27 protein-coding genes, 1 tRNA gene and 1 riboswitch are annotated in these 26201 nt (G+C 68.2%); of the genes, 14 read left to right on the forward strand and 14 right to left on the reverse strand.

The features are described 5' to 3' along the window. Positions 1 to 568: hypothetical protein (locus tag VHB27_RS06420; RefSeq protein WP_413788617.1), on the forward strand; the 568-nt coding region annotated here is incomplete at its 5' end. Positions 569 to 593: 25 nt separating this feature from the next. Here the strand turns inward: VHB27_RS06420 and VHB27_RS06425 are convergent. Together VHB27_RS06425 and VHB27_RS06430 are read right to left on the reverse strand one after the other, a co-directional pair. Further along, on the reverse strand, positions 594 to 1277 hold the full coding sequence (locus VHB27_RS06425) for a 2OG-Fe(II) oxygenase (protein WP_325598386.1): 684 nt from the start codon (positions 1275 to 1277) through the stop codon (positions 594 to 596). Between the two features lie 108 nt (positions 1278 to 1385). Further along, positions 1386 to 2834 carry a glycosyltransferase family 9 protein gene (locus tag VHB27_RS06430; protein WP_325598388.1) on the reverse strand — a complete coding sequence of 483 codons (1449 nt, stop codon included), beginning with the start codon at positions 2832 to 2834 and terminating at the stop codon, positions 1386 to 1388. 186 nt (positions 2835 to 3020) lie between these two features. On the opposite strand from VHB27_RS06430, the gene VHB27_RS06435 reads away from it, so the two are divergent. The 4 genes from VHB27_RS06435 to VHB27_RS06450 all read left to right on the forward strand — a co-directional run bounded on the left by VHB27_RS06435 (position 3021) and on the right by VHB27_RS06450 (position 4908). Further along, a tRNA-His gene (locus tag VHB27_RS06435) sits at positions 3021 to 3096 on the forward strand. 26 nt (positions 3097 to 3122) lie between these two features. Beyond that, positions 3123 to 3737: a molybdenum cofactor guanylyltransferase gene (locus tag VHB27_RS06440; protein WP_325598390.1), complete on the forward strand. Its 615-nt coding sequence runs from the start codon at positions 3123 to 3125 to the stop codon at positions 3735 to 3737. Beyond that, positions 3734 to 4537: an aspartate dehydrogenase gene (locus tag VHB27_RS06445; RefSeq protein WP_325598392.1), complete on the forward strand. Its 804-nt coding sequence runs from the start codon at positions 3734 to 3736 to the stop codon at positions 4535 to 4537. The genes VHB27_RS06440 and VHB27_RS06445 overlap by 4 nt, the downstream gene beginning before the upstream one ends. A gap of 29 nt (positions 4538 to 4566) precedes the next feature. Then, a complete protein-coding gene (locus VHB27_RS06450; protein ID WP_325598395.1) occupies positions 4567 to 4908 on the forward strand; it encodes a hypothetical protein in 342 nt (113 codons plus the stop codon). Between the two features lie 61 nt (positions 4909 to 4969). Here the strand turns inward: VHB27_RS06450 and VHB27_RS06455 are convergent, their stop codons facing one another. The 4 genes from VHB27_RS06455 to VHB27_RS06470 form a co-directional block, all read right to left on the reverse strand. Further along, complete coding sequence (locus VHB27_RS06455; RefSeq protein WP_325598397.1) at positions 4970 to 6097, reverse strand: amidohydrolase family protein; 1128 nt, start codon at positions 6095 to 6097, stop codon at positions 4970 to 4972. Further along, entirely contained in the window at positions 6094 to 7158 is a 1065-nt protein-coding gene (locus VHB27_RS06460) for an amidohydrolase family protein (protein ID WP_325598399.1), read from the reverse strand. Before VHB27_RS06460 ends, VHB27_RS06455 begins: the two co-directional genes overlap by 4 nt. Before the next feature lie 42 nt (positions 7159 to 7200). Next, on the reverse strand, positions 7201 to 8367 hold the full coding sequence (locus VHB27_RS06465; protein WP_325598401.1) for a lactonase family protein: 1167 nt from the start codon (positions 8365 to 8367) through the stop codon (positions 7201 to 7203). Positions 8368 to 8466: 99 nt separating this feature from the next. Next, complete coding sequence (locus VHB27_RS06470) at positions 8467 to 8778, reverse strand: non-heme iron oxygenase ferredoxin subunit (protein ID WP_325598403.1); 312 nt, start codon at positions 8776 to 8778, stop codon at positions 8467 to 8469. 183 nt (positions 8779 to 8961) lie between these two features. Here VHB27_RS06470 and VHB27_RS06475 point away from each other — a divergent pair, with 183 nt between their 5' ends. Both VHB27_RS06475 and VHB27_RS06480 read left to right on the forward strand, forming a co-directional pair. After that, the gene (locus tag VHB27_RS06475) at positions 8962 to 10047 is read left to right on the forward strand and encodes a catalase family peroxidase (RefSeq protein ID WP_325598405.1); all 1086 of its coding nucleotides are present in this window, start codon (positions 8962 to 8964) and stop codon (positions 10045 to 10047) included. Further along, a complete protein-coding gene (locus VHB27_RS06480; protein WP_325598408.1) occupies positions 10044 to 10580 on the forward strand; it encodes a cytochrome b in 537 nt (178 codons plus the stop codon). Before VHB27_RS06475 ends, VHB27_RS06480 begins: the two co-directional genes overlap by 4 nt. A 1-nt stretch (position 10581) precedes the next feature. Here the strand turns inward: VHB27_RS06480 and VHB27_RS06485 are convergent, their stop codons facing one another. Then, entirely contained in the window at positions 10582 to 11739 is a 1158-nt protein-coding gene (locus tag VHB27_RS06485; RefSeq protein WP_325598410.1) for a Rieske 2Fe-2S domain-containing protein, read from the reverse strand. A gap of 52 nt (positions 11740 to 11791) precedes the next feature. Further along, positions 11792 to 12214 (reverse strand): RidA family protein, encoded by a 423-nt coding sequence (locus VHB27_RS06490; protein WP_325598412.1) that lies wholly within the window; start codon positions 12212 to 12214, stop codon positions 11792 to 11794. Positions 12215 to 12287: 73 nt separating this feature from the next. Here VHB27_RS06490 and VHB27_RS06495 point away from each other — a divergent pair, with 73 nt between their 5' ends. Continuing rightward, the gene (locus VHB27_RS06495) at positions 12288 to 12518 is read left to right on the forward strand and encodes a FitA-like ribbon-helix-helix domain-containing protein (protein WP_325598414.1); all 231 of its coding nucleotides are present in this window, start codon (positions 12288 to 12290) and stop codon (positions 12516 to 12518) included. Next, positions 12515 to 12904: a type II toxin-antitoxin system VapC family toxin gene (locus tag VHB27_RS06500; RefSeq protein ID WP_325598416.1), complete on the forward strand. Its 390-nt coding sequence runs from the start codon at positions 12515 to 12517 to the stop codon at positions 12902 to 12904. The genes VHB27_RS06495 and VHB27_RS06500 overlap by 4 nt, the downstream gene beginning before the upstream one ends. 6 nt (positions 12905 to 12910) lie before the next feature. On the opposite strand, the gene gcvP is transcribed toward VHB27_RS06500, so the two are convergent. The 4 genes from gcvP to VHB27_RS06520 form a co-directional block, all read right to left on the reverse strand. Continuing rightward, positions 12911 to 15796 carry an aminomethyl-transferring glycine dehydrogenase gene (gene gcvP / locus VHB27_RS06505; RefSeq protein ID WP_325598418.1) on the reverse strand — a complete coding sequence of 962 codons (2886 nt, stop codon included), beginning with the start codon at positions 15794 to 15796 and terminating at the stop codon, positions 12911 to 12913. Beyond that, complete coding sequence (gene gcvH, locus VHB27_RS06510) at positions 15796 to 16182, reverse strand: glycine cleavage system protein GcvH (protein WP_325598420.1); 387 nt, start codon at positions 16180 to 16182, stop codon at positions 15796 to 15798. Before gcvH ends, gcvP begins: the two co-directional genes overlap by 1 nt. Positions 16183 to 16198: 16 nt before the next feature. Next, entirely contained in the window at positions 16199 to 17344 is a 1146-nt protein-coding gene (gene gcvT / locus VHB27_RS06515) for a glycine cleavage system aminomethyltransferase GcvT (RefSeq protein WP_325598422.1), read from the reverse strand. Between the two features lie 46 nt (positions 17345 to 17390). Next, a riboswitch (glycine riboswitch) is annotated at positions 17391 to 17489 on the reverse strand. A gap of 148 nt (positions 17490 to 17637) precedes the next feature. Then, positions 17638 to 18933 (reverse strand): MFS transporter, encoded by a 1296-nt coding sequence (locus VHB27_RS06520; protein WP_325598424.1) that lies wholly within the window; start codon positions 18931 to 18933, stop codon positions 17638 to 17640. A gap of 418 nt (positions 18934 to 19351) precedes the next feature. On the opposite strand from VHB27_RS06520, the gene VHB27_RS06525 reads away from it, so the two are divergent. The 5 genes from VHB27_RS06525 (at position 19352) to VHB27_RS06545 (ending at position 24619) form a co-directional block, all read left to right on the forward strand. Next, positions 19352 to 20278 (forward strand): carbohydrate ABC transporter permease, encoded by a 927-nt coding sequence (locus VHB27_RS06525; RefSeq protein ID WP_325598426.1) that lies wholly within the window; start codon positions 19352 to 19354, stop codon positions 20276 to 20278. Beyond that, positions 20268 to 21104 carry a carbohydrate ABC transporter permease gene (locus tag VHB27_RS06530; protein ID WP_325598428.1) on the forward strand — a complete coding sequence of 279 codons (837 nt, stop codon included), beginning with the start codon at positions 20268 to 20270 and terminating at the stop codon, positions 21102 to 21104. The genes VHB27_RS06525 and VHB27_RS06530 overlap by 11 nt, the downstream gene beginning before the upstream one ends. A 12-nt stretch (positions 21105 to 21116) precedes the next feature. Further along, entirely contained in the window at positions 21117 to 22427 is a 1311-nt protein-coding gene (locus VHB27_RS06535) for an ABC transporter substrate-binding protein (protein ID WP_325598430.1), read from the forward strand. A 110-nt stretch (positions 22428 to 22537) separates the two neighbouring features. After that, on the forward strand, positions 22538 to 23371 hold the full coding sequence (locus tag VHB27_RS06540) for a phosphodiesterase (protein WP_325598432.1): 834 nt from the start codon (positions 22538 to 22540) through the stop codon (positions 23369 to 23371). A gap of 177 nt (positions 23372 to 23548) precedes the next feature. Next, positions 23549 to 24619, forward strand: a complete 1071-nt coding sequence (locus VHB27_RS06545) for a tartrate dehydrogenase (protein ID WP_325598434.1) — start codon at positions 23549 to 23551, stop codon at positions 24617 to 24619. Positions 24620 to 24718: 99 nt separating this feature from the next. On the opposite strand, the gene VHB27_RS06550 is transcribed toward VHB27_RS06545, so the two are convergent. Both VHB27_RS06550 and VHB27_RS06555 read right to left on the reverse strand, forming a co-directional pair. Next, positions 24719 to 25834, reverse strand: coding sequence for an FUSC family protein (locus VHB27_RS06550; RefSeq protein WP_325598436.1), 1116 nt, complete (start codon positions 25832 to 25834; stop codon positions 24719 to 24721). Next, positions 25831 to 26201: hypothetical protein (locus tag VHB27_RS06555; RefSeq protein WP_325598438.1), on the reverse strand; the 371-nt coding region annotated here is incomplete at its 5' end. The genes VHB27_RS06555 and VHB27_RS06550, both read right to left, overlap by 4 nt.

Here is a 26201-nt window from a genome sequence, read left to right on the forward strand (position 1 = left end):
GCATTCGGGGTTCCTGCTGCTGCCGCTGACGCTGGGGATCGCCACGGGGTCGCTGTTCACCGGCCGGATCATCGCCGCCACCGGGCGGACCGCGATCCTGCCTTCGGTCGGGCTGGCGGTGACCGCCACGGTGCTGATGTCGCTGGCGGCGTTTGCCCCGCATTTCTCTGACGGGACGATCAGCCTGATGCTGGCCGTGGGGGCGCTCTGCGCCGGCACCGCGATGCCGACGGTGCAGATGACGGTCCAGGTGGTCGCCGGACCGCGGTTCCTGGGTTCGGCCGCGGCGTCGGTACAGTTCTCCCGCGCCGTGGGCGCCTCCATCGGCACGGCCCTGGTCGGCGCGGTGCTGTTTGCCGCCCTGGCGCACCAGGACACCCAGACGGCATCGATGTTCGCCGGCATCGTGCAATTGGGACCCAAGGCCCTGGATTCGCTGCCGGCGGCGCAGAGGCTGGTGGTGACCGGCGAGATCTCGGAGGCGTTCCGCTTCGCGTTCCTGACGATCGGCTGCTTCACGGCGTCGGCGATGCTGTTCGCCTGGTGGCTGCCGGTCCGGCGGATCTGAAAAGGCGGCGGATCTGGCGACAGCCTCAGGCCGCGTCGTGGAAGATGATCCCCAGCGTCTGCCGCCGTCCCGTATGCACCTGGCTGACCCCGTGGCGCATCGTCAGGCGATAGGGTCCCCGAACGCCGGCGCCCGGCCGGTGATGCACGGGAAAGACGATCGCCTCCCCCTGGCGCGGCGTCACCACGATCGCCCGTGACTGCGCACGGGGCCGTTGTTCCACCAGAATGAACTCGCCGCCCGAGAAGTCCGTCGCCGGATCGCTCAGCAGCACCACCACCTGAAGCGGGAACACCAGGTCGCCGTAGAGGTCCTGGTGCAGGCAGTTGAACCCGCCGGCCTCATACCGCAGCAGCAGCGGCGTCGCCCTTGTCTGGCCCGCGGCATGGCATTCCGCCAGATAGGCGTCCAGCGTCGGCGGAAACACCCGCCCGCCCTGCAGCCGCGCCTGCCAGGCATTGGCCACGCGTGCCAGGGCCGGATACAGCGCAGCACGGAGGCGGGCCACGGGGTCGGGCAGAGGATAGGCGAAATACTGGTATTCGCCGCGGCCATAGGCCCGCTGTTCCATCACGATCCGCTTCCGGAACAGGGCCGGGTCGTCGTACAGCGCCGCCAAGTCGCGGCAGGTCGCGCCATCCAGCAGCGGCCGCACGGCATGGCCTTCGGCGTCCAGGTCGCGGATCAGCGTGTCGGCATCGAACATCATGCCGCCAGGCTACCACCGCGCGTCATGGCGCTGAAGCTCAACCGTTCCCCCGGCGTTGCTCGTTTTCAGACCGGAATGGACGCATCACCGTGCCGCGCCGGTCCGGCCTCAGTTGGCCGCCGTGGTTTCCAGGGTCTGGGTCAGGAACGCGCCCAACGCCGTCCGCAGCCGGCCCATCGGCTCCTCCCAGGCGCCCGGCTTCTGCTGGCGGAACAACCGAGCGGACGGGTACCAGGGGGAGTCGTCGCGATCGAGCAGCCAGCGCCAGTCGGCGGCTTTCGGGATCAGGATCCAGACCGGCTTGCCCAGCGCCCCCGCCAGGTGGCCCATGGAGGTATCGACCGTGACGACCAGGTCCAGGTTCTCGATCACCGCGGCCGTCTCTCCGAAATCGGTCAGCTCGTTCGACAGGTCGGTCATGCCGCGGAACAGGGGAACGGCCTCCAGGTCGCGCGCGGGCATCGGCTTCTGCAGGCTGACGAAGACGGCGGGACCGGCATCGGCCAATGGCGCCAGGCCCGACAGCGGCATCGAACGCCGGCGGTCGTTCGGATGCGTCGGCCGCCCGGTCCAGGCCAGGCCGATGCGCTTCACGCCGGGCGGCAGCGTGGCGGCCAGACGCTCCCGCCAATGCGCGATGCGCGAGGGGTTCGCTTTCAGATAGGGAACTTGGGACGGGATCGTATCCATCTGCGTACGGAACAGGTACGGCAGGCTGGACAGCCGGCAATGCGCCGCGTGGCCAGGCACGTCGGTCCAGCGGTGGCAATATTTGGCGACGCCCGGGATGTTCTCCAGCAGCGGCCCCATCTCGGCGCTGCAGCCCAGGATCAGCTCCTGGCACCGCGCCGCCGCCATCGGGATATAGCGGGCGAACTGGATCGTATCGCCGTAGCCCTGGTCGCCGACCAGCAGCAGCCGTCCGGTCGGGATGCGCATGCCGTTCCACGTCGCCGAGGTCATCGCCGGCATCGTCGCCTTCCCGGCCTCGGTCAGGTTGCGCCACTCATATTCCATCCAGCCCGGGTCGAAATCGCCCTGCGCCAGCAGCGTTTGCGCCATGGCCAAATGCCCGTCGGCGTGGTCGTGCTTCAGTCCCAGCGCCCGCAGCAGGCAGGCCGTCGCCCGTTCCCGGTCGTCCACGTCGACGAAGATCAGCGACAGGTTGACCAGGTGTTCGGGATTGTTGGGATCGAGGCGGATGCTCTCCTGCCCCGTCGCCAACGCCTCCTCCATCCGGTAGGTGCTGCGGCAGAGCGAGCTGAGATGCGCGTACCAGGTCGCGTTGCCGGGGCGAAGCTGGATCGCGCGGCGCAGCAGGACGACGCCTTTCTCGGGGTCGCCGGCCATGGCCGCGACGATGCCCTGGAGCGCCAGCGCGGCCGGATGTTCGGGCGAGACGACCAGGACGTCGGCGCAGATCCCGCTGGCTTCGTTCAGCCGCTTGGCCTGCGCGGCCTGTTGCGCGCGCGTCAGCGCCTGGTCGATCGTCTCCCCGCCCGGCATGGCGGGCTGCGCCTGCGGAGCAGGTTGCGATGCGGGGTTGGACGCGCTCATGCCCCGAAAAATGCCCGCCAGCCCTGCGTCGGGCAAGCGGTTTCGCTGTCGATGCAACTTTGCCCGCCGAACGGGCCCGGCCGATCGGGCCCGACCCGACGGAGTTACCCCAACGGACCGATCGGATGGGCCCGCACGATGCTTGACGGCGGCGTCGTAACCGGCCTACATCGCGCCCCCTGGATGGCGGGCGTAGCTCAGTTGGTAGAGCGCCAGGTTGTGGTCTTGGATGCCGTGGGTTCGAGTCCCATCGCTCGCCCCATCCGCCCCTTCGCGTAAGGATAGCAGGTGAAGCCCCGACTGGTCGCCGTCATCCTGGCCGGCGGCGCCGCGCGACGCATGGGCGGCGGCGACAAGCCGCTGCTGGACATCGGCGGCCGGACCATGCTGCAGGCGGTGATCGACGCGGTCGGCCTGCCCGACATCGCCATCAGCGCCAACGGCGACCCGGCGCGCTTCGCGGCCTACAACCTATCCGTGTTGCCCGACGGCGACCTTGCCGGCCAAGGACCGCTGGCGGGCCTGCTCGCCGGCCTGCGCTGGGCGGCCACCCTGCAGGCCGAGGTCCTGCTGACCGCGCCCGGCGACATGCCGTTCCTGCCGCCGGGCTTCGCGGAAAAACTGCTGCCGGCACCACGATCCGTCTTGGCAGACAATCGTCAACACCATCTTCTGGCGACCTGGCCCGTGTCCTGCGCAGAAACGTTGCAATCGTTCCTGAACACCTCCCAATCCCGGCGAGTCGCAGATTTCGCCGCGATCATCGGGACGAAACCAGTCGAATTCCCTGTCGTTTCACGCCTTATCTTCGCTAATATCAACACGCGCCAACAACTAGAGCTTGCAAAGATGCTTGCGTTGTCTACCAATAGCGCCGGTGATTGGGGAGAGTTCGACGCATGACCATGTCCGTGGCGATCGCCGGCCTAGGCGCCATCGGCCTTCCCCTGGCACGCGCCCTCGACAGCGGCATCGACGGCCTGCGCCTCGTCACCGTCGCCGCTCGGGACCCCGTCAAGGCACGCGCCAACCTGGTGGGATTCCGCGCGCCCCCACGGCTGGTGGAGTTTCCGGAGCTGGCGGATGCCGACATCGTGGTGGAAGCGACCCCGGCCGCCCTGTTCGAACGCGTGGCCCTGCCGGCCATCGAGGCGGGCCGCATCTTCGTCCCGGCATCCGTCGGCGCGCTACTGCCGCGGATGCACCTGGCGCGGCTGGCCAAGCAGACCGGGGCCCGGATCGTCGTGCCGACCGGGGCGCTGCTGGGCCTGGACGCCGTGCGCGCCGCCGCCGAGGGACCGATCGAGAGCGTCAACCTGATCACCCGCAAGCCGCCGCTGGGCCTGGCCGGTGCGCCGTACCTCGAAAAGCACGGCATCGACGTGCTGGACATCGACCGTCCGATCAAGGTGTTCGAGGGGAACGCGCTGGATGCCGCCGCCGGCTTCCCCGCCAATGTCAACGTCGCCGCCGCCCTCGCCCTGGCCGGCATCGGGCCGGTGCGGACCCATGTGCAGATCTGGGCCGACCCGGGCATCACCCGCAACATCCACACGATCGAGGTCGAGGCCGAGGCCGCCCGCTTCTCCATGACCATCGAGAACGTGCCGAGCGTCGACAATCCGAAGACGGGAAAGCTCACGCCGCTGTCGCTGCTGGCGTGCCTGCGCGGCCTGGTGTCGCCGCTGAAGGTCGGAAGCTGACCGGGGCCAAAGGGGGGGCCAAAGGGCCGATGCCGCCCGAGATCGCCGAACCGCTGGTCTATTTCGTGACGCTGGCGCTGCTGGGCTTCGTGATCTGCGCCAGCGCCTTCATGCGGCACGAAATGTTGCTGCTGGCCTGCATCCCGCCGGTCTTCGTCGCAGCGATCATGGGCTTCATCATGGGGCTGTATGCCGGCGACACGTTCGGATGGGCGCCCACGGCGGCGTCGGTGCTGCTGGGGGCGGCACCGGCCTGGTACCTGGCCCGCCGGTTCAAGCCGCGAGACCTGCTGGTGTCGATCTACCTCGCCTGGGCCTTGGCGCTGGTGATGGCGCTGATCGGCTTCGGCTTCCCAGACCGAGAAATATGATCCGGGAAATATGATCCGGGAAATATGATCCGGGGGATATGCTCCGGCCGCTGTGGCCGCCTCAAGCCGGGCGGTAGACCGTCATCGCGTTGTCCCGGAACACCGCCTGCCGCTGCGCTGCGGTCATCTTGATCGGCAGGGCATGGGCCGGGTCGTCGAAGTCCCAGTGCGGATAATCGGTCGCGAACAGGATGCGGTCCCAGCCGATCCAGTCGAACGCCTCGGCCAGTTGGCTGCGCGGTTCGGGCTCCTCGATCGGCTGGGTGGTGAACCAGACATTGGTCTTGATGTATTCCGACGGCGCACGCTTCAGGTGCGGCACTTCCTGCTTCAGCTTCCGCCACTGCCGGTCCATCCGCCAGGCCAGGGACGCGGCCCAGCACAGGCCGCCTTCCACCAGCACGACCTTCAGGTTCGGTATCCGCTCGAACACGCCTTCCAGGATCATGCTGGTCAGCACCGCCTGCTGCGCCTGCGCGTGGCCAACCATTTCTTCTATGTAATAACTCGCGAACCCGCCCGCCGTGTTGGGCCAGCCGCCCTGGCCGAAAGCATGGATGCCGACGGCAAGGTTGGCCTCGGCCGCCGCCTCGTAGATCGGCCAGTACCGCTTCTGGCCCAGCGGCTCCGCGGTCCGGGTCAGCAGCAGCACCTGGGCGAACTCGGTGTCGTCGGCCCACAGCTCGATCTCCTTCACCGAGGCGTCCGCATCCTCGTACGGAACCACGACCGACCCGCGCAGCCGCTTGTCGCGGGACGTCCAGTCGGTCTTCTGCCATTGGTTCGTGGCATGGGTGATCGCGGCCGACAGCAGCGGGTTGGTGGCGCCCTGGCCGCTGGTCAGCGGGTTCAGGATGCCCATGGCCACATTGTTCGGGTCGAGGTGCTGGGCCTGCATGAAGCCCAGGTCGCTGCCCGGCGACCTGCCGTCGGGCAGGAACGCGTCCCGTCGGCACGCCTGCGGCTGGCCCTTGGGATAGGACGACCCTTTCTCCCATTGCTGGCGGTAGGTGATGCCGAACGTCTCGACATGGTCGATCCAGCGCTGCGACAGATAGGGATACAGCGACTTGCTCACCCCGCCGATCCCCACGCCCGAGGCCCGGGGATGCACGTCGCAATCGGCGATCGCCAGTTTCGACATGCTCGCCGGCTGCACGCCGGCGCGGTTCAGGACGTCGACATTCATCGCGTCGTCTCCCTTTCTTTCAATCGAACATAGGTCTTCAGCGGGTTCTCTTCCATGATTTTCGCCGCCAGGCCCGGGTCCAGGCCCTCCGGCATCGGGTCGGCCCCGTCGTACTGCCAATGCGGATAGTCGGTGGAGAACAGGATCATTTCGTCCGATCCCAGGTGCTCGATCAGCCGCATGACCGACGCCGCGTCCGGCGGCCCGTCGAACGGCTGCAAGGTCAGCCGCACCCGCTCCCGGATGATCGAGGTCGGCGGGTCGGACACCCAGGGGATTTCGGAGCGCAGCCCCTTCCAGAACTTCGTCAGCCGCCAGAAATAGGCCGGCAGCCAGGTGACGCCCGATTCCATCAGCACGACGGTCAGCTCGGGGAATTTCGCGAAGACGCCTTCGGTCAGCAGGCTGCCGAGCTGGGTCTGGAAGGCGCCGGCCTGGTTGATGTAGTCCTCGGTGTAGGTGGTCGGCCAGCCGACCGCGGTCACCGGGTGGCGGAACATCGAACCCGCATGGATGCCGATCGGCAGCCCGTGCCGCTGCGCCGCCTCATAGATCGGCCAGTTCGCCCGCCGGCCCAGCGTCGTCTCCGACCCCGCCAGCAGCAGCACCTGCACGAAACGCCGGTCGGGGGCGAGGCGCTCGATCTCCTCCACGCACATCGCCACGTTCTGCATCGGCACGACGATGGAGGCGCGCAGCCGGGAATCCCGGTCCAGCCATTCCTTGGCGATCCAGTCGTTCAGCGCCCGCGTCATGGCCGCGCCCAAATCCTCGCTGAACTGCGCCTGCACGCCGTACAGCGGACTGAGGATCGCCAGTTGCGTGCCCAGCGGGTCGAGCGCCTGGGCCGTCAGCGTCTTGACGTCCATCCCGGTGCGGCCGCTGCCGTCGCGCCAGTCCTGGCGGAAGCTCAGCGGGTTGCGGCTGGGGTAGCTGATCGTCGTCAGATCCTCGATGCCGCGGCGGACCACCGTGTCCCGCCAATGGTCGTCGAGATAGGGCATCAGCGCCTTGATGCCGGGCACCACCGGATGCAGGTCGCAGTCGATCGGGGCGGTCATCGTTCGAGGGCGCCCTGGTGCAAAGGTATGATCATAGTTCGATCATACCTCAACCAGACCCATCCAGAAAATCCGCCGCCCCGTGATCGCGACTTCGTGCGTCTTCAGCAGCGTCAGCTTGCCGTCTTCACCGACGCGGAACAGCGAGATGCAGGGCGGGACGACCACGACCTCACCGTCCCGCCGCATCCTGACGGGCTGGATATGCGAGGCGGCCAGGAGCCGGCCGGTGGAATCGAGTTGGAAGTTGCGGCAATGGATGCCGCCGGTGTCGATGTGCTGGATCAACGCGGGCTCGCCCGTCCCGGCATCGATCCTGTAGACGGCGAAGTTGTTCTCGCCGCCGGCGAAGACCTTCTGGCCGCCCTCCTCCACCGTCGCGTCGCCGCGATTGGCGACATAGACGAACCGCCCGCTGGGGTGGACGCGCACCGTGCCGACCAGTTGGCGCCGGCCCCGCCGCGCGGGGTCGGCCAACGTCTCTCGCGTGAACAGCGCCTGATCGGATACGCGGCCGTTCTGCCGGCTGAACACCTGCAACCGGTTCTGCCGCTCCAGCGCCACATAGATCCAGGGGCCGGTCGGGTGGAAATCGAGATGGCGCGGCCCGAAGCCGAAACCGCCGTTCGGCGCGATGGAGGCCTCGTTGGACAGCCGGCCATTGCGGTAGTCGAAGACCTTGAGGCAGCCGGGTTCCTCCGGCTTGCCGTTCTTGGGATCGTGGCCGCGCGAGACCAGGATGACCTGCTTCTGGTCGGGGGTCACGCGGACCTGGTGCGGATAGATGCCGGTCTCGATCGGGTCCGCCTGCGGCACCGGTTCACCGGGCGTCCCGTCGGCATTGACCTTGTAGACTCGCAGCCCCGCCGGGTCGCTGAACGCCACCAGCAGGTGCGCCGCCGCGCCGTCGGCCGTCAGGTGGATAGGCCGGTCCGGCAGCGGACCGGGCGCGCCGACCTGGGTGAGCAGGCCGGTATCGGCGGCGATGCGGAAGGTGGTGAGGTGATGGACCGCGCCGTTCGGCGAGTCCTCGTTGTTGCGGTTGCTGGAGGCGACGAACAGATGTCCCGCCGACCGGTCCGGGACGGCGTATTGGACCTCGGCCGGCAGGGTGACGGAACCCTGGCGCCGCAACCCGCCCGCATGCGCATCCACCCGGTAGCAGGTCAGCTCGGAACCAAGGCCAGCGTAAAGGATCACGTTTGGCATCGGGTTTCCTCCAAGGCGCCGTGGCGCCCCATTGCCATTATTATTATGTTTGCAACGTTTCTTTGACGCCGGCGGCGGCCGGCGCCATCCAGGCCGGTGTCAGACCTGCACCAGCACGTCCTCTCCCTCGATCTTCACCGGATACACCGCAATATCCTCGTCCGCCGGCGCCGACAGCGCCTTGCCCGTCCGGATGTCGAACTGCGCGGCGTGCAGCGGGCATTCGATGCAGCCGTTTTCCATCCAGCCCTCGGTCAGCAGCGCGTATTCATGCGAGCACACATTGTCGGTCGCGCAGAAATCGCCGCCGGGCATGTGAAAGACGGCGACCTCCTTCTCGCCCACGCGAACGCCGATGCAGGTGCCTTCGGCCACGTCGCCCTTTGCCGCGACCCGGACCCAGTCAGTCATGTTGCTACTCTCCGTCGGTTAGATTGCCGCCAGTGTGCCAGGGGTTCGGCGGGGTGCCAACCGGGACGGGCCGCCGAGCCGGAGCATCGGCCAACCGGATGACTTTGCCGAATTTTAATCTCGCCCGCCCGGAATAGCCCTGCGCCGGCCCGCGTAGACCCTTCCGAACGGAGGTCGAATCGCATGCAGCCACCCACCGAGACATCCCGGAAGCCCGCTCTTTCCCGTTCCGCGCTGGGTCTGCGCCTGGCGGCCATCGGCGGCGTCCTGGTCGCCGCCGCCGGCGCCTTCGCCTATGCCGGCGGCTGGCTGGCGCCGCACCGCCTGACTCCGGCGAAGCTCATCACTGCCCTGGGCGACCGCGGCGGCGATCCCGTCGGGCACCGGCGCAACCATTCCAAGGGCGTCTGCTTCACCGGCACGTTCGCGGCCAACGGCAAGGGCGCCGCCTTCTCCACCGCGCCGATGCTGGCCAACGGGACCTATCCCGTCATCGGGCGCTTCGCCATCGCCGTGGGCGATCCCGACTCCGCCGACGCCACCGGGCGGGTCAAGAGCATGGCCGTCCAGATCACCGCCGGCGGCCAGCAATGGCGCAGCGGCATGAACGATTCGCCGGTCTTCGTGGTGCCCAATCCCAAGGATTTCTATGCGCTGACGCTGACCCAGGACATCGATCCCGCGACCGGCAAGCCCGACCCGGCGGCGACGAAGCGGTTCTTCGCCACGCACCCGGCGTCCCGGCCCTTCGCGCACTGGGCCGCCACCGCACCCTGGACCGCGAGCTTCGCCGACCAGACCTATAACAGCCTGGACGCGTTCCGCTTCATCGACTCCCAAGGGCACAGCCACCTGGTGCGCTGGTCGATGCAGGCGACCATCCCCCAGACGCCGGTGCCGCATGCCGAACTGGCCGCGATGGGACCGGATTACCTGGAGAAAGACCTCGCGCAACGCCTGGGCCAAGGGGCATTGGCCTGGCACCTGATCGTCACCCTGGCCGCCCCCGGCGATCCGTCGAACGATGCCACCAAGGCGTGGCCTGCCGACCGCCCGCAGGTCGACGTCGGCACGCTGACCGTCTCCGCCATGGAGCCCGAGGCCAACGGCCCCTGCCGCGACATCAACTATGACCCCACCATCCTGCCCTCGGGCATCGCGGTGTCGGACGATCCGCTGCTGCCGGCCCGTTCCGCCGCCTATGCCCGCTCCTTCGACCTGCGCACCGCCGAGGCCGGCGCTTATCCCCGTACAGGAGGCCACCTGTGAACCAGACCGCGTTCTCCCCCGCGCAGCGCGCGCTGCATTGGCTGATGGCCATCATGGTGCTGGCGATGCTGTTCATCGGCGTGGTGATGGTCTCGACCGTGCGGCCGGCCTACCTGACGCTGGTCGCGATCCATAAGCCGCTGGGCATCGCGATCCTGGTGCTGGCCCTCGGCCGCCTGGCGTTGCGCGTCCGGCGCGGAGCCCCGCCGCTGCCCGCGGACCTGCCGGCGATCCAGGTGGTCGGCGCGAAATTGTCGCATGTCGTGCTGTACGCGCTGCTGGTCGCGATGCCGCTGGTCGGCTGGGGGATGCTGTCGGCCGGCGGCTATCCGGTGGTGCTGGCGGGCGTGGTCCACCTGCCCCCGATCCTGCCGCACAGCGATGCCCTGCACGCCGCGCTGCTTCAGGCCCATATCGTCCTGGCCTACCTGTTCTTCGCGACCATCCTGCTGCATCTTGGCGCGGCGCTGTTCCATGCGCTGGTCCGCCGCGACGGCGTGTTCCAGGCGATGACGGGGGCGGGCGCGCGTTGAGCTACGCGACCTCCCGTCCCAGCGCCACCGGTTCCGTCGGACGGCGTGCATGCGCACCGGCGAACTTGCGCCAGGCGAGGACGCCGGTGTCGCTCTTGGACAGGCGTTCGGGGCCGGCGATCGTCGTCTCGATGATCACCTTGTCCTGGTCGCTGAACATCCGGTCGTGGATCCAGCTTCGGAACACGCGGTAATGCACCCGGTCGTAGAGTTCGCGCCATTTCCCCATGCGGCGGAAATTGTTGATGTTGAAACAACGCGTCGTCGTCCCGTCGATCGGCACGGCCCACTGGATCAGGCTGTATTCGCCGCTCATGCGCCCGACCACCGTCAGGCCCGGCAGCCAGAGTTCCGACTGGTTCTTGATGCCATAGACCTTGTACGCCTTTGAGTTGGCAAATCCCGAGACGTTGCCTCGGCCCGAGGGCTTCATGAACCGCCACCACTCCTTCGCCGGAAAATGCCCCAGGCTTGGATAGTCCGCCCCGGTCATTCCGCCCGAGCGACGAATGGAGATGCCTTTGTCGCCGTCGAGCGGCTGGGGATCGAGCGTCAGCGCATAAGGGAGCTGCGGCTGGAAGATCAGTTCGGGGGAGTTCCGATGCACATACTGGGCGTGATGGTCCTGCGGCCAGTTGTCGACCAGCCAGCGCCAGTTGCATTTGTAATCGGTGTACATCGAGATATTGAAGAACGTCGACTGGTCGCCGATCCATTCCGGCACGTCGTCGGCCAGCACGGACGGCTCCATCGCGCCGGGCCAGATCCAGATCAGTCCGCCGTGCGCCTGGACCGGATAGGTCCGCTGCGTGACCTTGCCGACGATCGGCGCGTCCGGCCCGTCCATCAGCGCCGCCGCCAGCTTTCCGGAGGCGCCGTCGAAGGTCCAGCCGTGGTACGGGCAGGAGATCGTGCCGGGGAAATGGCACTGTCCCAGCGACATCTTCACGCCACGATGCGGGCAGCGGTCGTCCATGGCGAAGATCTTGTCGCCGTCGCGGAACAGCACGATGTCGTTGCCCAGCAGCCGCACCCCTTTCGGCTTCTTCCCGAGTTCGGCATCGGTGATGACGGGATACCAGTAATTCTCGAATCCCAGCTTCGGGATGCCGAAGCGGCGATAAGGGATTTCACCGGGGTCGTCGTTCAGGTCCGTCATGACGTTTGTCCTCCGCGGTGTCGTGTGTCAGGCCGCTCCGCGACGTCGTGTTTCATGCCGTTCCGCGGCGGGCGACCATGTCGATCTCGATACGGGCGTCATAGGCAAGGCCGGTGGTGCCGATGCAGGTGCGCGCCGGCAATCGGCCTTCGGGCCAGAAGGTGCGGTAGACGGCGTTCATCGCCGCGTAGTCCTCCTGGAAATGCGTCAGGTAGATGCGGACCATGGCGACATGCTCCAGCCCCAGGCCGATCCCGTTGAGCACGGTGGCCAGGTTGGCCATGCAGTTCCGGGTCTGCGCCTCGATCCCGGCCGGCAGGATCCCGGGGGCGGCGGGGGTGTCCGGCATCTGGCCGGTGACGAAGACCCAGCCATCGACCTCGACCGCATGGCTGAACGGCGCCACCGGCTTGGGGCCGCCCTGGATCATGTGGAACAGCATGCCGCGTCCCTCTTGCTGACGCGGGCCGGGCATGCAGGGGGTGTGCCAAGCAAAACCCGTCACCACGATCGTTGACATGCGGGACACATGTTCACATGTTGATCCCATGGGAGTCATGATCCAAATCCGCAACGTGCCCGACTCGCTGCACCGCCAGCTCAAAGCACGTGCGGCAATGGCCGGCATGTCGCTGTCGGACTACCTGCTGAACGAAGTCCGGCAGATCGCCGAACACCCCACCCTCCACGAACTCCGCGACCGTCTCCGCACCCGCTCGGCGACCAACCCCGCGCCGTCGCCCGCCGACGCAGTCCGAGCGGAACGCGACCGGGCGTGATCGTCGTTGATGCGTCGGCGGTGCTGGAGGTGCTGCTGCGCACCCCGTCGGCCGCGGCCATCGAGGAGCATCTCTTCACCGCCGGCCAATCGCTGCATGCCCCTCACCTGGTCGACGTCGAAGTCGCGCAGGTGCTGCGGCGCTATGCCGCCGGCGGCATGATCGACGCCGCGCGTGGAGACGCGGCGCTGACCGACCTCGCGGATTTGCCGATGCAGCGCTATCCGCACGACATGCTGCTCCGCCGCGCCTGGGCGCTGCGGCACAACCTGACGGCGTATGACGCCGTCTACGTGGCGCTGGCCGAGGCCCTTGGGGCGCCGCTGCTGACGCGCGACAGGCGCCTCGCCTCCGCCGCAGGGTCGGTGGACGTCATCGTCGCCTGACGAGCGCTACGCCGCCGCCTGGGCGTAAGCCTCCAGCGGTGCGCAGGTGCAGACCAGGTTCCGGTCGCCGTATACGTTGTCGACCCGCTTCACCGGCGGCCAGTACTTGGCGGCGGCGACGAACGGCAGCGGATAGGCCGCCTGGGCGCGTGTATAGGCATGCGTCCAGACGTCGGCCATCACCTCGTGCGCCGTGTGCGGCGCGTGCTTCAGCGGATTGTCCGCCCGGTCCAGCCGCCCCGCCCCGATCGCCGCGATCTCCGCCCGGATCGCGATCATCGCGTCGCAGAAGCGGTCCAGCTCCGCCTTCGACTCGCTCTCGGTCGGCTCGATCATCAGCGTGCCCGCCACCGGCCAGGACATGGTGGGCGCGTGATAGCCGTAATCCTGCAGGCGCTTGGCGATGTCCTCGACCTGCACGCCCGCCTCCTGCGCGAAACCGCGGCAGTCGATGATGCATTCATGGGCCACCATCCCGCCCGGGCCGGCGTACAGGATCGGATACGACTCGCGCAGCCGCCGCGCGATGTAGTTGGCCGACAGGATCGCGACCTCCGTCGCGCGCTTCAGTCCCGCCGGGCCCATCATGCGGATATAGGCATAGGAGATCGGCAGGATCAGCGCGGACCCGAACGGCGCGGCCGAGACCGGGCCGATCCCCGTCTCCGGCCCCGCGTCGGCGCGCAGCGGGTGGTTCGGCAGGAAGCCCGCCAGATGCGGCGCGACGCCGATCGGCCCGACGCCGGGACCGCCGCCGCCATGCGGGATGCAGAACGTCTTGTGCAGGTTCAGGTGGCAGACATCCGCCCCGATCGACGCCGGCGAGGTCAGCCCGACCTGCGCGTTCATATTGGCGCCGTCCATGTAAACCTGCCCGCCATGCTGGTGCACCACGGTGCAGATGTCGCGGATCGCACCCTCGAACACGCCATGCGTGGACGGGTAGGTGATCATCAGCGCCGCCAGGTTCGCCGCATGCTTCTCGGCCTTGGCGCGCAGGTCGGCCAGGTCGACGTTGCCTTCCTTGTCGCAGGCGACGACGACGACTTTCAGCCCTGCCATGGCGGCGCTGGCCGGGTTGGTCCCATGCGCCGAGGACGGGATCAGGCACACGTCCCGATGCCCCTCGCCGCGCGATTCGTGGAACGCCCGCAGCACCAGCAGCCCGGCGTATTCGCCCTGCGACCCGGCGTTCGGCTGCAGCGAGACGGCGGCGAAGCCGGTCGCGGCGCAGAGCCAGGATTCCAGCCGCCGGATGACCGCCAGGAACCCTTCGGTCTGGTCCGCCGGCGCGAACGGGTGCATGTCGGCGAAGCCCGGCAGGGTGATCGGGATCATCTCCGCCGTGGCGTTCAGCTTCATCGTGCAGGAGCCCAGCGGGATCATGCTGCGATTGAGCGCGACGTCCTTGTCCTCCAGCCGCTTCAGGTAGCGCAGCATCTCGTGTTCGGCGTGATGCTGGTTGAACACCGCGCCCTGCAGGAACGGCGTGCCGCGCGACAGCGGCGCCGGGATCGAGGCGACCGCACCCAAGGAACTGGCGGTTTCGCCGCCGAAGGCTTCGGCCCCCAGCAGGCCCGACAAGGCGATCAAGTCGACGCGGGTGATCGTCTCATCCAGCGCGATCGCCACGCCGCCATCGACGGGCCGCAGGTTGAACCCGGCCTCGGCGGCACGTTCGACCAGGTCGGGCGCGCCTTCGATGACGATCGTGTCGAAGAAATCCCCATGCCGCACCGTCAGCCCGGCGCGCAGCGCGGCGTCGGCCAGGATGCGCGCCTGCAGGTTGATGCGCCTGGCGATGCGCGCCAGGCCGGCAGGCCCGTGCCAGACGGCGTAGAAGCCGGCGATCACCGCCAGCAGCACCTGGGCGGTGCAGATGTTGGAGGTCGCCTTCTCGCGCCGGATATGCTGCTCCCGCGTCTGCAGCGCCAGCCGCATCGCCGGTTGCCCGGCGGCGTCCAGCGACACCCCCACCAGGCGCCCCGGCATCGCGCGCTTGAACGCGTCCCGCGTGGCGAAGAACCCGGCATGCGGCCCGCCGAAGCCCATCGGCACGCCGAAGCGCTGGGCCGACCCGACGACGATGTCCGCCCCCATCTCGCCCGGCGGCGTCAGCACCGTCAGCGCCAGCGGATCGGTGGCCACGATCGCCAGGGCCCCCGCCTCGTGCGCCGCCGCGATCTCGGTCGACAGGTCGCGGATCGCGCCGGTCGTGCCCGGATATTGCAGCAGCAGCGCGAAGGGGTTGGCGGCGCCGACCGCCGCCACGTCCCCCGGCGCCACCGGCTGCAGGGTGATCCCCAGCGGCTTCGCCCGCGTCTTCAGCACCGCGAGCGTCTGAGGATGCAGGTCGTCCGCCACCGCCAGCACGTTCGATTTCGACTTGCCGAGCGCGTGCGCCATGGCCATCGCTTCGGCCGCCGCGGTGGCCTCATCCAGCAGGGAGGCGTTGGCGATCTCCATCCCCGTCAGCTCGATGATCAGGGTCTGGAAGTTCAGCAGCGCTTCCAGCCGCCCCTGCGCGATCTCGGCCTGGTAGGGCGTATAGGCGGTGTACCAGCCGGGGTTCTCCAGCACGTTCCGAAGGATCACCGGCGGCGTGACGGTGCCGTGATAACCAAGGCCCAGCAGCGACTTCTTCAGCACGTTGCGGGACGCGAACGCCCGCAGCTCCGCGATCGCCGCGGCCTCGTCGATCGCCGGCGGCAGGTCGAGCGCGCCGTTGGACCGGATCGATCCCGGCACGGTCTTCGCCGCCACGTCATCCAGCGATGCCGCGCCGACCGTGGCCAGCATCGCCGTCAACTCGCTGTCCGATGGACCGATATGGCGGCGGACGAAGCCGTCGTTTTCCTCGAGTTCCGTCAGTTCCGCCAATACATCGATCATTACAGGCTTTCCAAGAACTCGTCGTATGCGTCCTGGTCCATCAGCGCCTCGAACGCCTCGGGGCTTTCGAGCTCGAGACGGAAGAACCAGCCCTCGCCTTCGGCGTCGCTGTTCACGATGGAGGGGTCTTCGACGATGGTTTCATTGATTTCGACCACTTTGCCGGCGAGCGGCGAGTAGACGTCGGACGCCGCCTTCACGCTCTCCACGACCGCGCAGGCCTCACTCTCGGCGACCTGGCGCTCCAGCTCCGGCAGCTCGACATGCACCAGGTCGCCCAACTGCTCCTGCGCATGGTCGGTGATGCCGACGGTGGCGATGTCGCCGTCCAGGACGACCCACTCGTGATCTTTCGTGTAACGCTTATCCGCGCTGTTGCTGGCCATGACGGGTTTCCCTGTTTCAGCGTTGGTATCGATGCGGAACGAACGGCAAGGGTGAGACCGTGGCCGGAATCGGCTTGCCGCGCAGCAGCAACTGTAGCGGGGTGCCGTCGTCCGCCAAATCCTTTCGCACATACCCCATGGCCACCGGGCCGTTCACGCTGGGCCCGAAAACGCCCGAGGTCACGGTCCCGGCCTCGGTGCCGTCCATCGCCAGGACCTGCGTCAGCGCGCGCGCCGGTGCCCGTCCTTCCGGCCTGATTCCCACCCGCCGGCGTGGCGGGCCGTTGTCGAGCTGGTCGCGGACCAGCAGGCCGCCGGGGAAGTCCCAGCTCATTTTCCGCCGCTTGCCGATGACCCAGGTCAGGCCGGCTTCCACCGGGCTGGTCAGCTCGTCGATGTCGTTGCCGTAGAGGCACAGCCCGGCCTCCAGCCGCAGCGAATCGCGTGCGCCCAGGCCGATCGGGACGACGGCCGGATGCGCGATCAGCGCGTCGGCCAAGGCTTCGGCGTCGGCGCCGGCGACCGAGATCTCGAACCCGTCCTCCCCGGTGTAGCCCGACCGGGTGACCTGGCAGGCGATGCCGAACAAGGCCAGGTCGGCGACGGCCATGAAGGGCAGTGCCGCCGCCGGCTCCCCCACCACGTCCTTCGCCGCCGGTCCTTGCAGGGCCAGCAGCGCCCGGTCTTCCAGCGGCGTCAGGGTGTGGCCGGACAGGTGGTTGTGCAGGTGGCCGAAATCGACCTCCTTGCGGCTGGCGTTGACCACCAGGAACAGGCGGTCTTCGGCCAGGCGCGCGACCATCAGGTCGTCGATGATGCCGCCCGCTTCGTTGGTGAACAGCGTGTAGCGCTGGCGGCCCGGCTTCAGGCCGATGATGTCGCCCGGCACCAGCGCCTCCAGCGCCGCCGCCACGCCCGCGCCTTCCAGCGTCGCCTGGCCCATGTGGGACACGTCGAACAGCCCCGCCTGTGCCCGCGTGTGCAGGTGTTCGGCCATGATCCCGCCCTTGCAGCGGGTCGCGAGGTCCCCGGTGAAATCGTATTGCAGCGGCATCGCATAGCCGGCGAACGGCACGATCCGAGCGCCGTGGCGGCGATGCCAGGCATCGAGCGGAGTCTGCCGCAGCGGTTCGGTCGACGGGGACACGGCATTCGATTCCACGGGCACACACTCCAGGGTCACGTGCCGGCATGGGTGCCGACGCCGATGACCCCCCTCTGTCATTGACCTGAGAGATTCGGCGGGGGAAACCGCCTTACTCCGTCGGTGCAGGCCTGAACGAGCCTGGCTTTCCAGAGATCCCTACCCGTCCGCGGTCCGTTTGCCTGAGCGTTTCCGGGGGCCGGTTGCGCCTTCGGCGGCGGGGTGTCCCGCACTCTCCCGCGGCGGGTGCCCGGGACGCGCGCACCATGCCCGGATTGACGGACGATGCAAAGAGGAATTGTTGGGGGCGGTCAGGCGCGCGCGCCGGCCGACCCGATGCGGGCCGCCCCATCCTCCACGACGAAGCGGCCGCTGTCCGACAGCATGAACGTGTAGATCCCCGCGCCGAACAGCGCGACGATCGCGGCGACGATCAGCGGGGCGGACCAGGCGCCGGTGCTCTGCAGCAGGAAGCCGGCGACGATCGGCGCCAGCAGCCCGCCGGCGTTGCCGACGCAGTTCTGGATGCCGGCGACGCGGCCGCCCTGCGTCAAGGGGGCGATCTCGGCATTCGCCGACCAGACCACGCTGTTGGTCAGCAGCAGGCCGAACACGGCGACGCTCAGCCAGAAGACCGTCCAGGCGGTGCTGTCGGTGAAGACCGACAACAGCGCCCCCATGCTCAGGATCATGCCCAGGCCCAGGAACGCCTTGCGCGCCTGCATCAGCTTCCAGCCCCGCCGGACCAGCCAATCGGACGCGCCGCCGCCGGCCAGCGCGCCCGCCAGGCCGAAGAACCAGGGGATCGCACCATAAAGGCCGGTATGGATCATCGTCATGTGGTGCTGCTCGATCAGGTAGGTCGGCAGCCAGGTGATGAAGAAATACAGGTTGAACAGCAGCGTCGCATGGCCGAGCGCGAGGCCGAGGACGTTGCGGTTGGTCAGCAACTGGCCCCAGCTCGCCTCCCGCGGCACGTCGCCGCGGGTCAGGCGGGCGTTGTTCGCCAGGATATGGTTTCGTTCGGTATCGCTCGCGCCGGCGTGCCGGTCCGGCAGCCGGTAATAGGCGGTCCAGCCGATCCCCCACAGGACCGCGAGCAGGCCCGTCACGATGAACACCATCTGCCAGGAGAAACGGGTCAGCAGCCAGGAGATCAGCGGCGAGCCGACGAACACCCCCAGCGGGACCCCCGCGACGTTGAGCGAGCCGGCCAGCCCACGCTCCTGGTCCGGCAGCCATTCGCTCAGCACTTTGGTGCCGGCCGGCGCCGACGGCGCTTCCCCCACGCCCAGCAGGACGCGCCAGAACAGCAGCGACATCGCGCTGGTGATCGTCGCGGTCAGCATCGTGGCGGCGCCCCACAGGACCGCCGCGCCACCGAACACGAAACGGACGCCCCAGCGGTCGAGCGCCATGCCCGAGGGCACCTGAAGCAGGAAATACGTCCACAGGAAGGCCGAGAGGACGATGCCCATCTCGCCCGGGCCGATATCCAGCAGGCGCATGAAATGCGGTGCCGCGAACGACAGGTTCACCCGGTCGATGTAGTTGATCATGTTCGCGATCAGCAACAGAGCGATGAGTCGCCAGCGTACTGTTGTCATTGGCCGTTTCCTTCCGTTCACGGCAGGAGACGACGCATGCGCGCGGGTGGCAAGCGGATGGCTGCCATGCATGAATCGGCAGGGTTGCGGCCAGGTGGAGACGCGCCGCGGTTCGGCCTGCCGCTTCCTCACCCGGCTGGCGATCGGCGTGCCATGCCGCGTGACGGTTTCCCCACCCGCGGCACCCGATCCGGCAGCGTCGAGAGATGGGTCTTCGCCCGGAATGCTCCGACGGTGATCGTGACCCTTCCCCACGGATCGAGAACGGGTTGATTTTTGGAACCGGACCATTCGCCTTCGCCAGGTATGGCCGAAGGGCATTGTCATGTGACCGTCACCGAACCGTCATCGCTCCTTCACGGGCACGCGTTATCTGCCCGGCCTGATGACGGCCGGCACTCGCGCGCTCAACCGCCCCATGACACTTTCCCTGCCCCGGCCGAGAATCGCCTCGTCCCAGGCCTTGACCGCGTTCGCGCTGCTGGCGCCCTCGGGGGTGTTCCTGGCGCTGTTCACCTACTGGCCGGTGGTGCAGGTGCTGGTCGGCAGCCTGCGGATCCAGGGCTTCGGCGGCGCCGGCACATCAGGGGCCGGCATATGGGGGGCGGGCACATGGGGGTGGGGCAATTACGCCCGCCTGTTCGCGGACGCGCATTTCCGGACGGCCGTCGTCAACACCGCGATCTATGCCGCCGGGACGATCCTCCCCGGCATCGCGCTGTCGCTGCTGTTCGCCGTCGCCCTGCGGGAGACCAATTGGCTGACCGGCGTGCTGCGCACCCTGGTCGCGCTGCCGATGCTGATCCCGCTGGTCGCCGCGGCCGCGCTGTTCGCCTTCATCTTCCTGCCCGAGGCCGGGCTGCTGGATCACTACCTGGGCCGTTTCGGCCTGGCTGAAACGAACTGGCTGGGCGACCCGTCCTTGGCCCTGGGGTCGATCATCGCCATCAGCATCTGGAAGAACTGCGGCTACTACATGCTGTTCTTCCTCGCCGGCCTGGCCGGCGTGCCCCAGGACCTGCTGGACGCCGCGCGCATCGACGGCGCCAACGCGCTGCAGCGCTTCTTCCGCATCACCCTGCCGCTGCTGGGCCCGACCCTGCTGTTCGTCGGCGTCATCGCCACGCTGAACGCGGTCACCCAGATCGACCACGTGATCGTCCTGACCGACGGCGGACCGTCCGACGCCACGTCCATGATGCTGTTCTACATCTACCAGCAGGCGCACCAGAATTTCGATCTCGGCCTCGCCTCCGCCGCCACGGTGGTCAGCGTCGCGTTCCTGTTCGCGCTGTCGGCGGCATCGATCCGCCGGCTGGAACGAGGCATCCACTATGAAAGCTGACCGCGTCCCCAAAGCTGACCGCGTCTGGCTGGCGCTGGCCGGCCTCGGCGCGCTGCTGTGGGTGATCCCGTTCGCCTGGATGGCGGTGGCGTCGGTGCGGGAAGCCGGCGCCGGCGCGCCCGACCTCGCCGCGCTGTGGCCCTCGGGACCGTTCGGATGGCGCAACTTCGCCGACGCGTGGAGCGCCGGCAGCTTCCCGCTGTGGTATCTCAACACGCTGCTGGTCTGCGGCGGGATCCTGCTCATCCAGTGCATCACCGTCAGCCTCGCCGGATACGCCTTCGCTCGGCTGCGGTTTCGCGGTGCGACCGTTCTGTTCTATTTGTTTCTTTTGCAACTTATGCTGGCACCGCCGATCCTGATCGTGCCCAACATGGCGACGCTGATCTCGCTGCACCTCTATGACACGCTGCCGGGCATCATGGCGCCGTACTGCGCCTCGGCCTTCGGCGTGTTCCTGATGCGCCAGACCTTCCGCTCGCTGCCGCGCGATTACGAGGAAGCGGCCGTGGTCGACGGCGCCTCCCGCCTGCGCATCATCTGGCACGTGCTGCTGCCGCTGGCCCGTCCCGGCCTGATCGCCTTCGCGATCGTCTCCGTCACGTCGCACTGGAACGAGTTCCTGTGGCCGCTGATGGCGACGTCCTCGCCGTCCAACCAGGTGCTGACGGTCGGCCTCGCCTCCTTCACCTCCGGCGCCGAGGCCGGATCGGAATGGGGCGTGATCGCCGCCGGCACCTTCTTCGTCGCCGCCCCGCTGCTGGTCGTCTTCGTGCTGTTCCAGCGGCGTTTCGTCGAGTCCTTCACCTATTCCGGCATCAAATAGGATTTCCATACCATGCGCCTGCATCTTTCCGCGACGCTCGCCGCCCTGCTGCTCGCCGGCGGGGCCGCCCGTGCCGCCACCGACATCGACATGTATTTCCCGGTGCCGGTGCAGGGGAAGCTTGCCGTCGAGATGCAGAAGGTCATCGGCGACTTCAACAAGTCCCATCCCGACATCAACGTGACGGCTGTCTATACGGGCAGCTATGACGACACCAACCTGAAGACGCACGCCGCCATCAAGGCCGGCAAGCCGCCGGCGGTGGTGATCATGAGCGCGAATTTCGTGCGCGAATACGTCATCGACAATGAAATCGAAAACCTCGATCCGCTGATCGCCAAGGACGGCCAGACCGTCGACCAGTTCGAGTCCGAGTTCTGGCCGGCGCTGAAGCTGAACTCGACCGAGGGCGGGCATGTCTACGGCGTGCCGTTCCAGAACTCGACGCCGCTGCTGTATTACAGCGTGGACGCCTTCAAGGACGCCGGGCTGGACCCGAACAAGCCGCCGGTCACCTGGCAGGATTTCGTGACCGACGCGAAGAAGCTGGTGAAGCGCGACGACGGCAACACCACGCGCTGGGGCTTCATGATGCCCGGCACCTATGACTATTGCGGCTGGATCACCTCGGCGCTGGCGATGTCGAACGGCGGCGACTTCTACAACACCGGCTATGGCGGGGAGGTCTATTACAACACCCCCACGACCATCGGCGCGGTGAAGCTGCTGGACAACCTGGTGCACAAGGACAAGGCGATGCCCGAAGGCGTCACCGACGCCAACGCCGTCACCACCGCCTTCTTCCAGGGCCGGCTGGGGATGATGGTCCTGTCGACCGGGGCGCTGTCCTTCGTGCGCGACAACATGAAGACCCCGTACCGCACCGCCTTCCTGCCGCGCGCGCTGGTCAACGCCGCACCGATCGGCGGCGCCTCGCTGATCCTGCCCAAGGGCAACAGCCCCGAACGGGAAGCGGCCGCGTGGACGCTGATGAAATGGCTGGTCTCGCCCGAGGTCGCCGGCCGCTGGAGCCGCTTCACCGGCTATTTCGCGCCGCGCATCGCCGCCTATGACCTGCCGGACATGAAGAGCTTCATGGCGGCCCATCCCAACGCGAAGGTGGCGCTGGACCAGTTGCAATACGCGCGCGGCTGGTTCTCCACTTACAACGTGGTGGGCGTGCGCAAGGCGCTGGAAGACGGCGTGCAGGCGGTGCTGGCCGGCAAGGCGACGCCGGAAGCGGCCATGGCCAAGGCTCAGCAGGAGGCCGATGCCCTGCTCCGCCCCTATGTCGAGCAGACCGCCCTGAAGGTGCCAGAGTAATCACCAACGGAGTAATCGCCGACGGAGTAATCACCAACGGAGTAATCACCGACGGCGTAATCGCCGACGGCGTAACGCCGACAACGTAACCGCCGACGGAGCAACCGCCGATGCTGATCGTGCAACTGACCGACCTGCATGTCCGCCCCCGCGGCATGGCCTGCAACCGGGTCTCGGAAACCAACATGCTGACGGAGCAGGCGCTGCGGGTGGTGCGGCGGATGCAGCCCCAGCCCGACCTGGTGCTGATCACCGGCGACCTGACGGAATGCGGCATGCCGGCGGAGTATGAGAATTTCGCCACCATCCTGCGCCGCGCGCTGCCGGGCCCGGTCTATGTCGTGCCCGGCAACCACGATCGCCGCGGCAACCTGCGCCAGCACCTGGCGTACCTGCCCGGCGTGACCGGCGATCCGGAATTCGTCCAGTACACGATCGAGGACCATCCGGTGCGCGTGGTCATGCTCGACACGCTGGTGCCGGGGCAGAGCCATGGCGCGCTGTCCGACAGCCAGCTTGGCTGGCTGGATGCGCGGCTGGCGGAGCAGCCGTCGAAACCGACGCTGGTGGCGATGCACCACCCGGCGTTCTTCACCGGCCTGCCGCACATGGACCGGATCGCCCTGCAGGAACCGGAGCGGTTCGCCGCGGTGATCGGCAGGCACAAGCAGGTGCAGCGGATCATCGCCGGGCATCACCATCGCCCGATCGTCGGGCAGGTGGCACACGCGGTCGCCACCGTGTCGCCGTCGGTCGCGCACCAGGTGCAGCTGACCTTCGAGGCCGACGACCCGGGGGCGTTGAACTTCGAGCCGCCGGCGTACCAGATCCATCTGTGGCAGGCAGCGACCGGGTTCGTGACGCACACGGCTTACGTGCAGACCTATCCCGGCCCGTTCCCGTTCCTGACGGAACCGGATTATCCCGGCGAGAAGGGCGACTGAAAGCAGGCTCCCCGTCCCACTGAACCGGGCTCCCCGGTCCTGGACGCAAACTCCCCCGCGGACGCACGCTCCTCGTCACGGCCCGGCTTGACCGGGCCATGACGTGATGCCCCCAACGACTTGGCCGAACGCCCAAGCTCGGCTATCCGGGGCTGACAGCTTGGAGGGAACAGGTCGATGGCACGGAAACACAAGATCGCGGTTCTGCCCGGTGACGGCATCGGCAAGGAGACCGTGCCGGAATCCCTGAAGGTGATCGACGCCGCCGCCCGCCGCTTCGGCTTCGAGCTGGAGCTGAAACACTACGACTGGTCCTGCGAGACCTATAAGGAAACCGGCAAGATGATGCCGGATGACGGGCTGGACCAGCTCGCGCAATCCGACTCGATCCTGCTGGGCGCGGTCGGCTGGCCGGGCGTGCCGGACCACGTCTCGCTGTGGGGCCTGCTGATCCCGATCCGCCGGGGCTTCGACCAGTATGCCAATGTCCGGCCCTGCAAGCTGATGCCCGGCGTCCGCACGCCGCTGGCCGGCCGGACCGAAGCGGACATCGACTTCTATGTCGTGCGCGAGAACACCGAGGGCGAATACTCCTCGGTCGGCGGGCGCATGTTCGAGGGCACGGACCGCGAATTCGTCTCCCAGCAGTCGGTCTTCACCCGCAAGGGCACCGACCGGATCCTGAAATACGCGTTCGAGCTGGCGCAGACCCGGCCGAAGAAGCATGTCACCTCGGCGACGAAGTCGAACGGCATCACCTTCACCATGCCGTATTGGGACGAACGGTTCGCCGAGATGGCGAAGGCCTATCCCGGCATCCGCACGGACCAGTACCACATCGACATCCTGTGCGCGCATTTCGTGCAGCACCCGGACTGGTTCGACGTGGTGGTGGGATCGAACCTGTTCGGCGACATCCTGTCCGACCTGGGACCGGCGGTGGCCGGGTCGATCGGCGTGGCCGCGTCGGCGAACATCAACCCCGAACGCGCCTTCCCGTCGATGTTCGAGCCGGTGCACGGATCGGCGCCGGACATCGCCGGCAAGTTCATCTGCAACCCGATCGGCCAGATCTGGTCCGCCGCGCTGATGCTGGAGCACCTGGGCGAGGACGCTGCCGGCAAGGCGATCGTCGCGGCGATCGAGACGCTGCTGCGGGAAAGCGGCCCGAAGACCCGTGACATGGGCGGCCAGGCCGGCACCGCGGATGTGGGGTCGGCGATCGCGGAGCTGGTCGCCTCGGCCTAGCGGCGGCACCCTCGTCCCCGTCACGGCGGGGTCCCGCATCGGGGTCCCGCACCGGGGTCAACGCATCGGGGTCCCGCATCGGGGTCAGCGCGCTGCGCGCTATCGCCGCGCGACGGCTGGCTGGGCCGGGTCGGGCGCGGTCAGCAGGCTGACGAGAAGCAACACAAGCAGTCCGCCGGCGATCCCGGCGAACCGGGACACCCCCGGCACCAGGCTCTCCGGCGGTCCCGATCCCTGCACCAGCGTCATGATGAACACGACCGCGGCCTGCGTCCCGATATAGCCGGTCCCGCGCTCGCTGGCCTGGATATGGGCGCTGATCCAGATCCCGGCGCCCAGGGTCAGCAGCCAGGGCAGGAAGCTCTGGATCGAGATGGCCAGGCACAGCAGCCCCACGATGCCCCCCAGGAAGCAGCCGACCAGGCGGTAGATCCCGCGTTCCCGCAGTTTCCGCTGGTCCTCCTGCGGGTCCGCGCCCACCGCCGGCAGCGCCATCACGGCCGCGATCGTCACCGCGATCTGCGCCTGGCTGGGGACATGCAGCCATTGCCACACCCAGGGAACCGCCACGATGCCCAGCGCGGCCCGCGTCGCATGCCCCATCGCCGGCCACTGGGCGTCCAGCAGATGCCGCCACCCCGGACGCGGCGGCGCCTCTGCGTGGGACGTGTCCTCCATCCCCGCCAGCCAGGCGACCAGCACGGCCGCAAGGCTGCCGACGGCGACCTCGGCCGTGCGCAGGACGCCCACATGCAGGACCGAGTCAGGATCGGTCATGGATCCGATCAGCACCATGTCCACCGTGACGGCGCCGAGCATCCAGGCATAGCCGTGATCGCTGACCAGCAGGCCGAGGAGTCCCAGGGTGCTGGCGACGAACAGCGCCAGCGTGATCAGCACGGGGTCGTCCACCAGGAGCGGGCTCAGCGCGATGATCGCGCCCGCCCCGGCGGCCGTGCCGATGATGCGCAGGATGGCCTTGCGCACCGATGCCGGGCTGGTCGCCTGCGTGCAGATGAAGCCGCTGATGCTCGCCCACCAGACGTCCTCCAGGTGCAGCAGCAGCGCCAGTACGGTCGCCAGCGTCGTGCTCAGGGTCGCGACGGCGCACAGTGCCGCCCGGTGGCCGGACCACCTTACATCCAGCAGATCGAGGTACAACGCCTGGACCAGCGCGGCGGCCCGGTCCAGCGCGCGCCGCGACCAGGCGATCATGGCAGGATCAGCACCCGCGCGTCGGCCCCCATGTAGAGCGGCAGGTCGGACGGCGGGTCGACCAGCGTCAGCGTCACGGGGAACCGCCGCTGCAGGCGGATCCAATCGGTCGTCGGCGCGACGTAGGGCAGCAGGCCCACCGGCGTCGGACTGCGGCTGATCCCCCGCGCCACGCCGGCCACGCGCGCGCGATAGAGGCGCCACGGCCGCGAATCGAGCCAGATCCAGGCGGTGTCGCCGGGTTTGAAGTCCTGGATGAAGCTCTGCTTGAAGTTGGCGACGACGCGCCAGGCATGGGCATCGACGATGCCGATCAGCGGGACATCGGTCTGCGCGGTGTCGCCGACCCGCGTGGTCAGGTGCGTGA

The sequence above is a fragment of the Rhodopila sp. genome (assembly GCF_035548235.1).
In the GTDB taxonomy this organism is placed as follows: domain Bacteria; phylum Pseudomonadota; class Alphaproteobacteria; order Acetobacterales; family Acetobacteraceae; genus Rhodopila.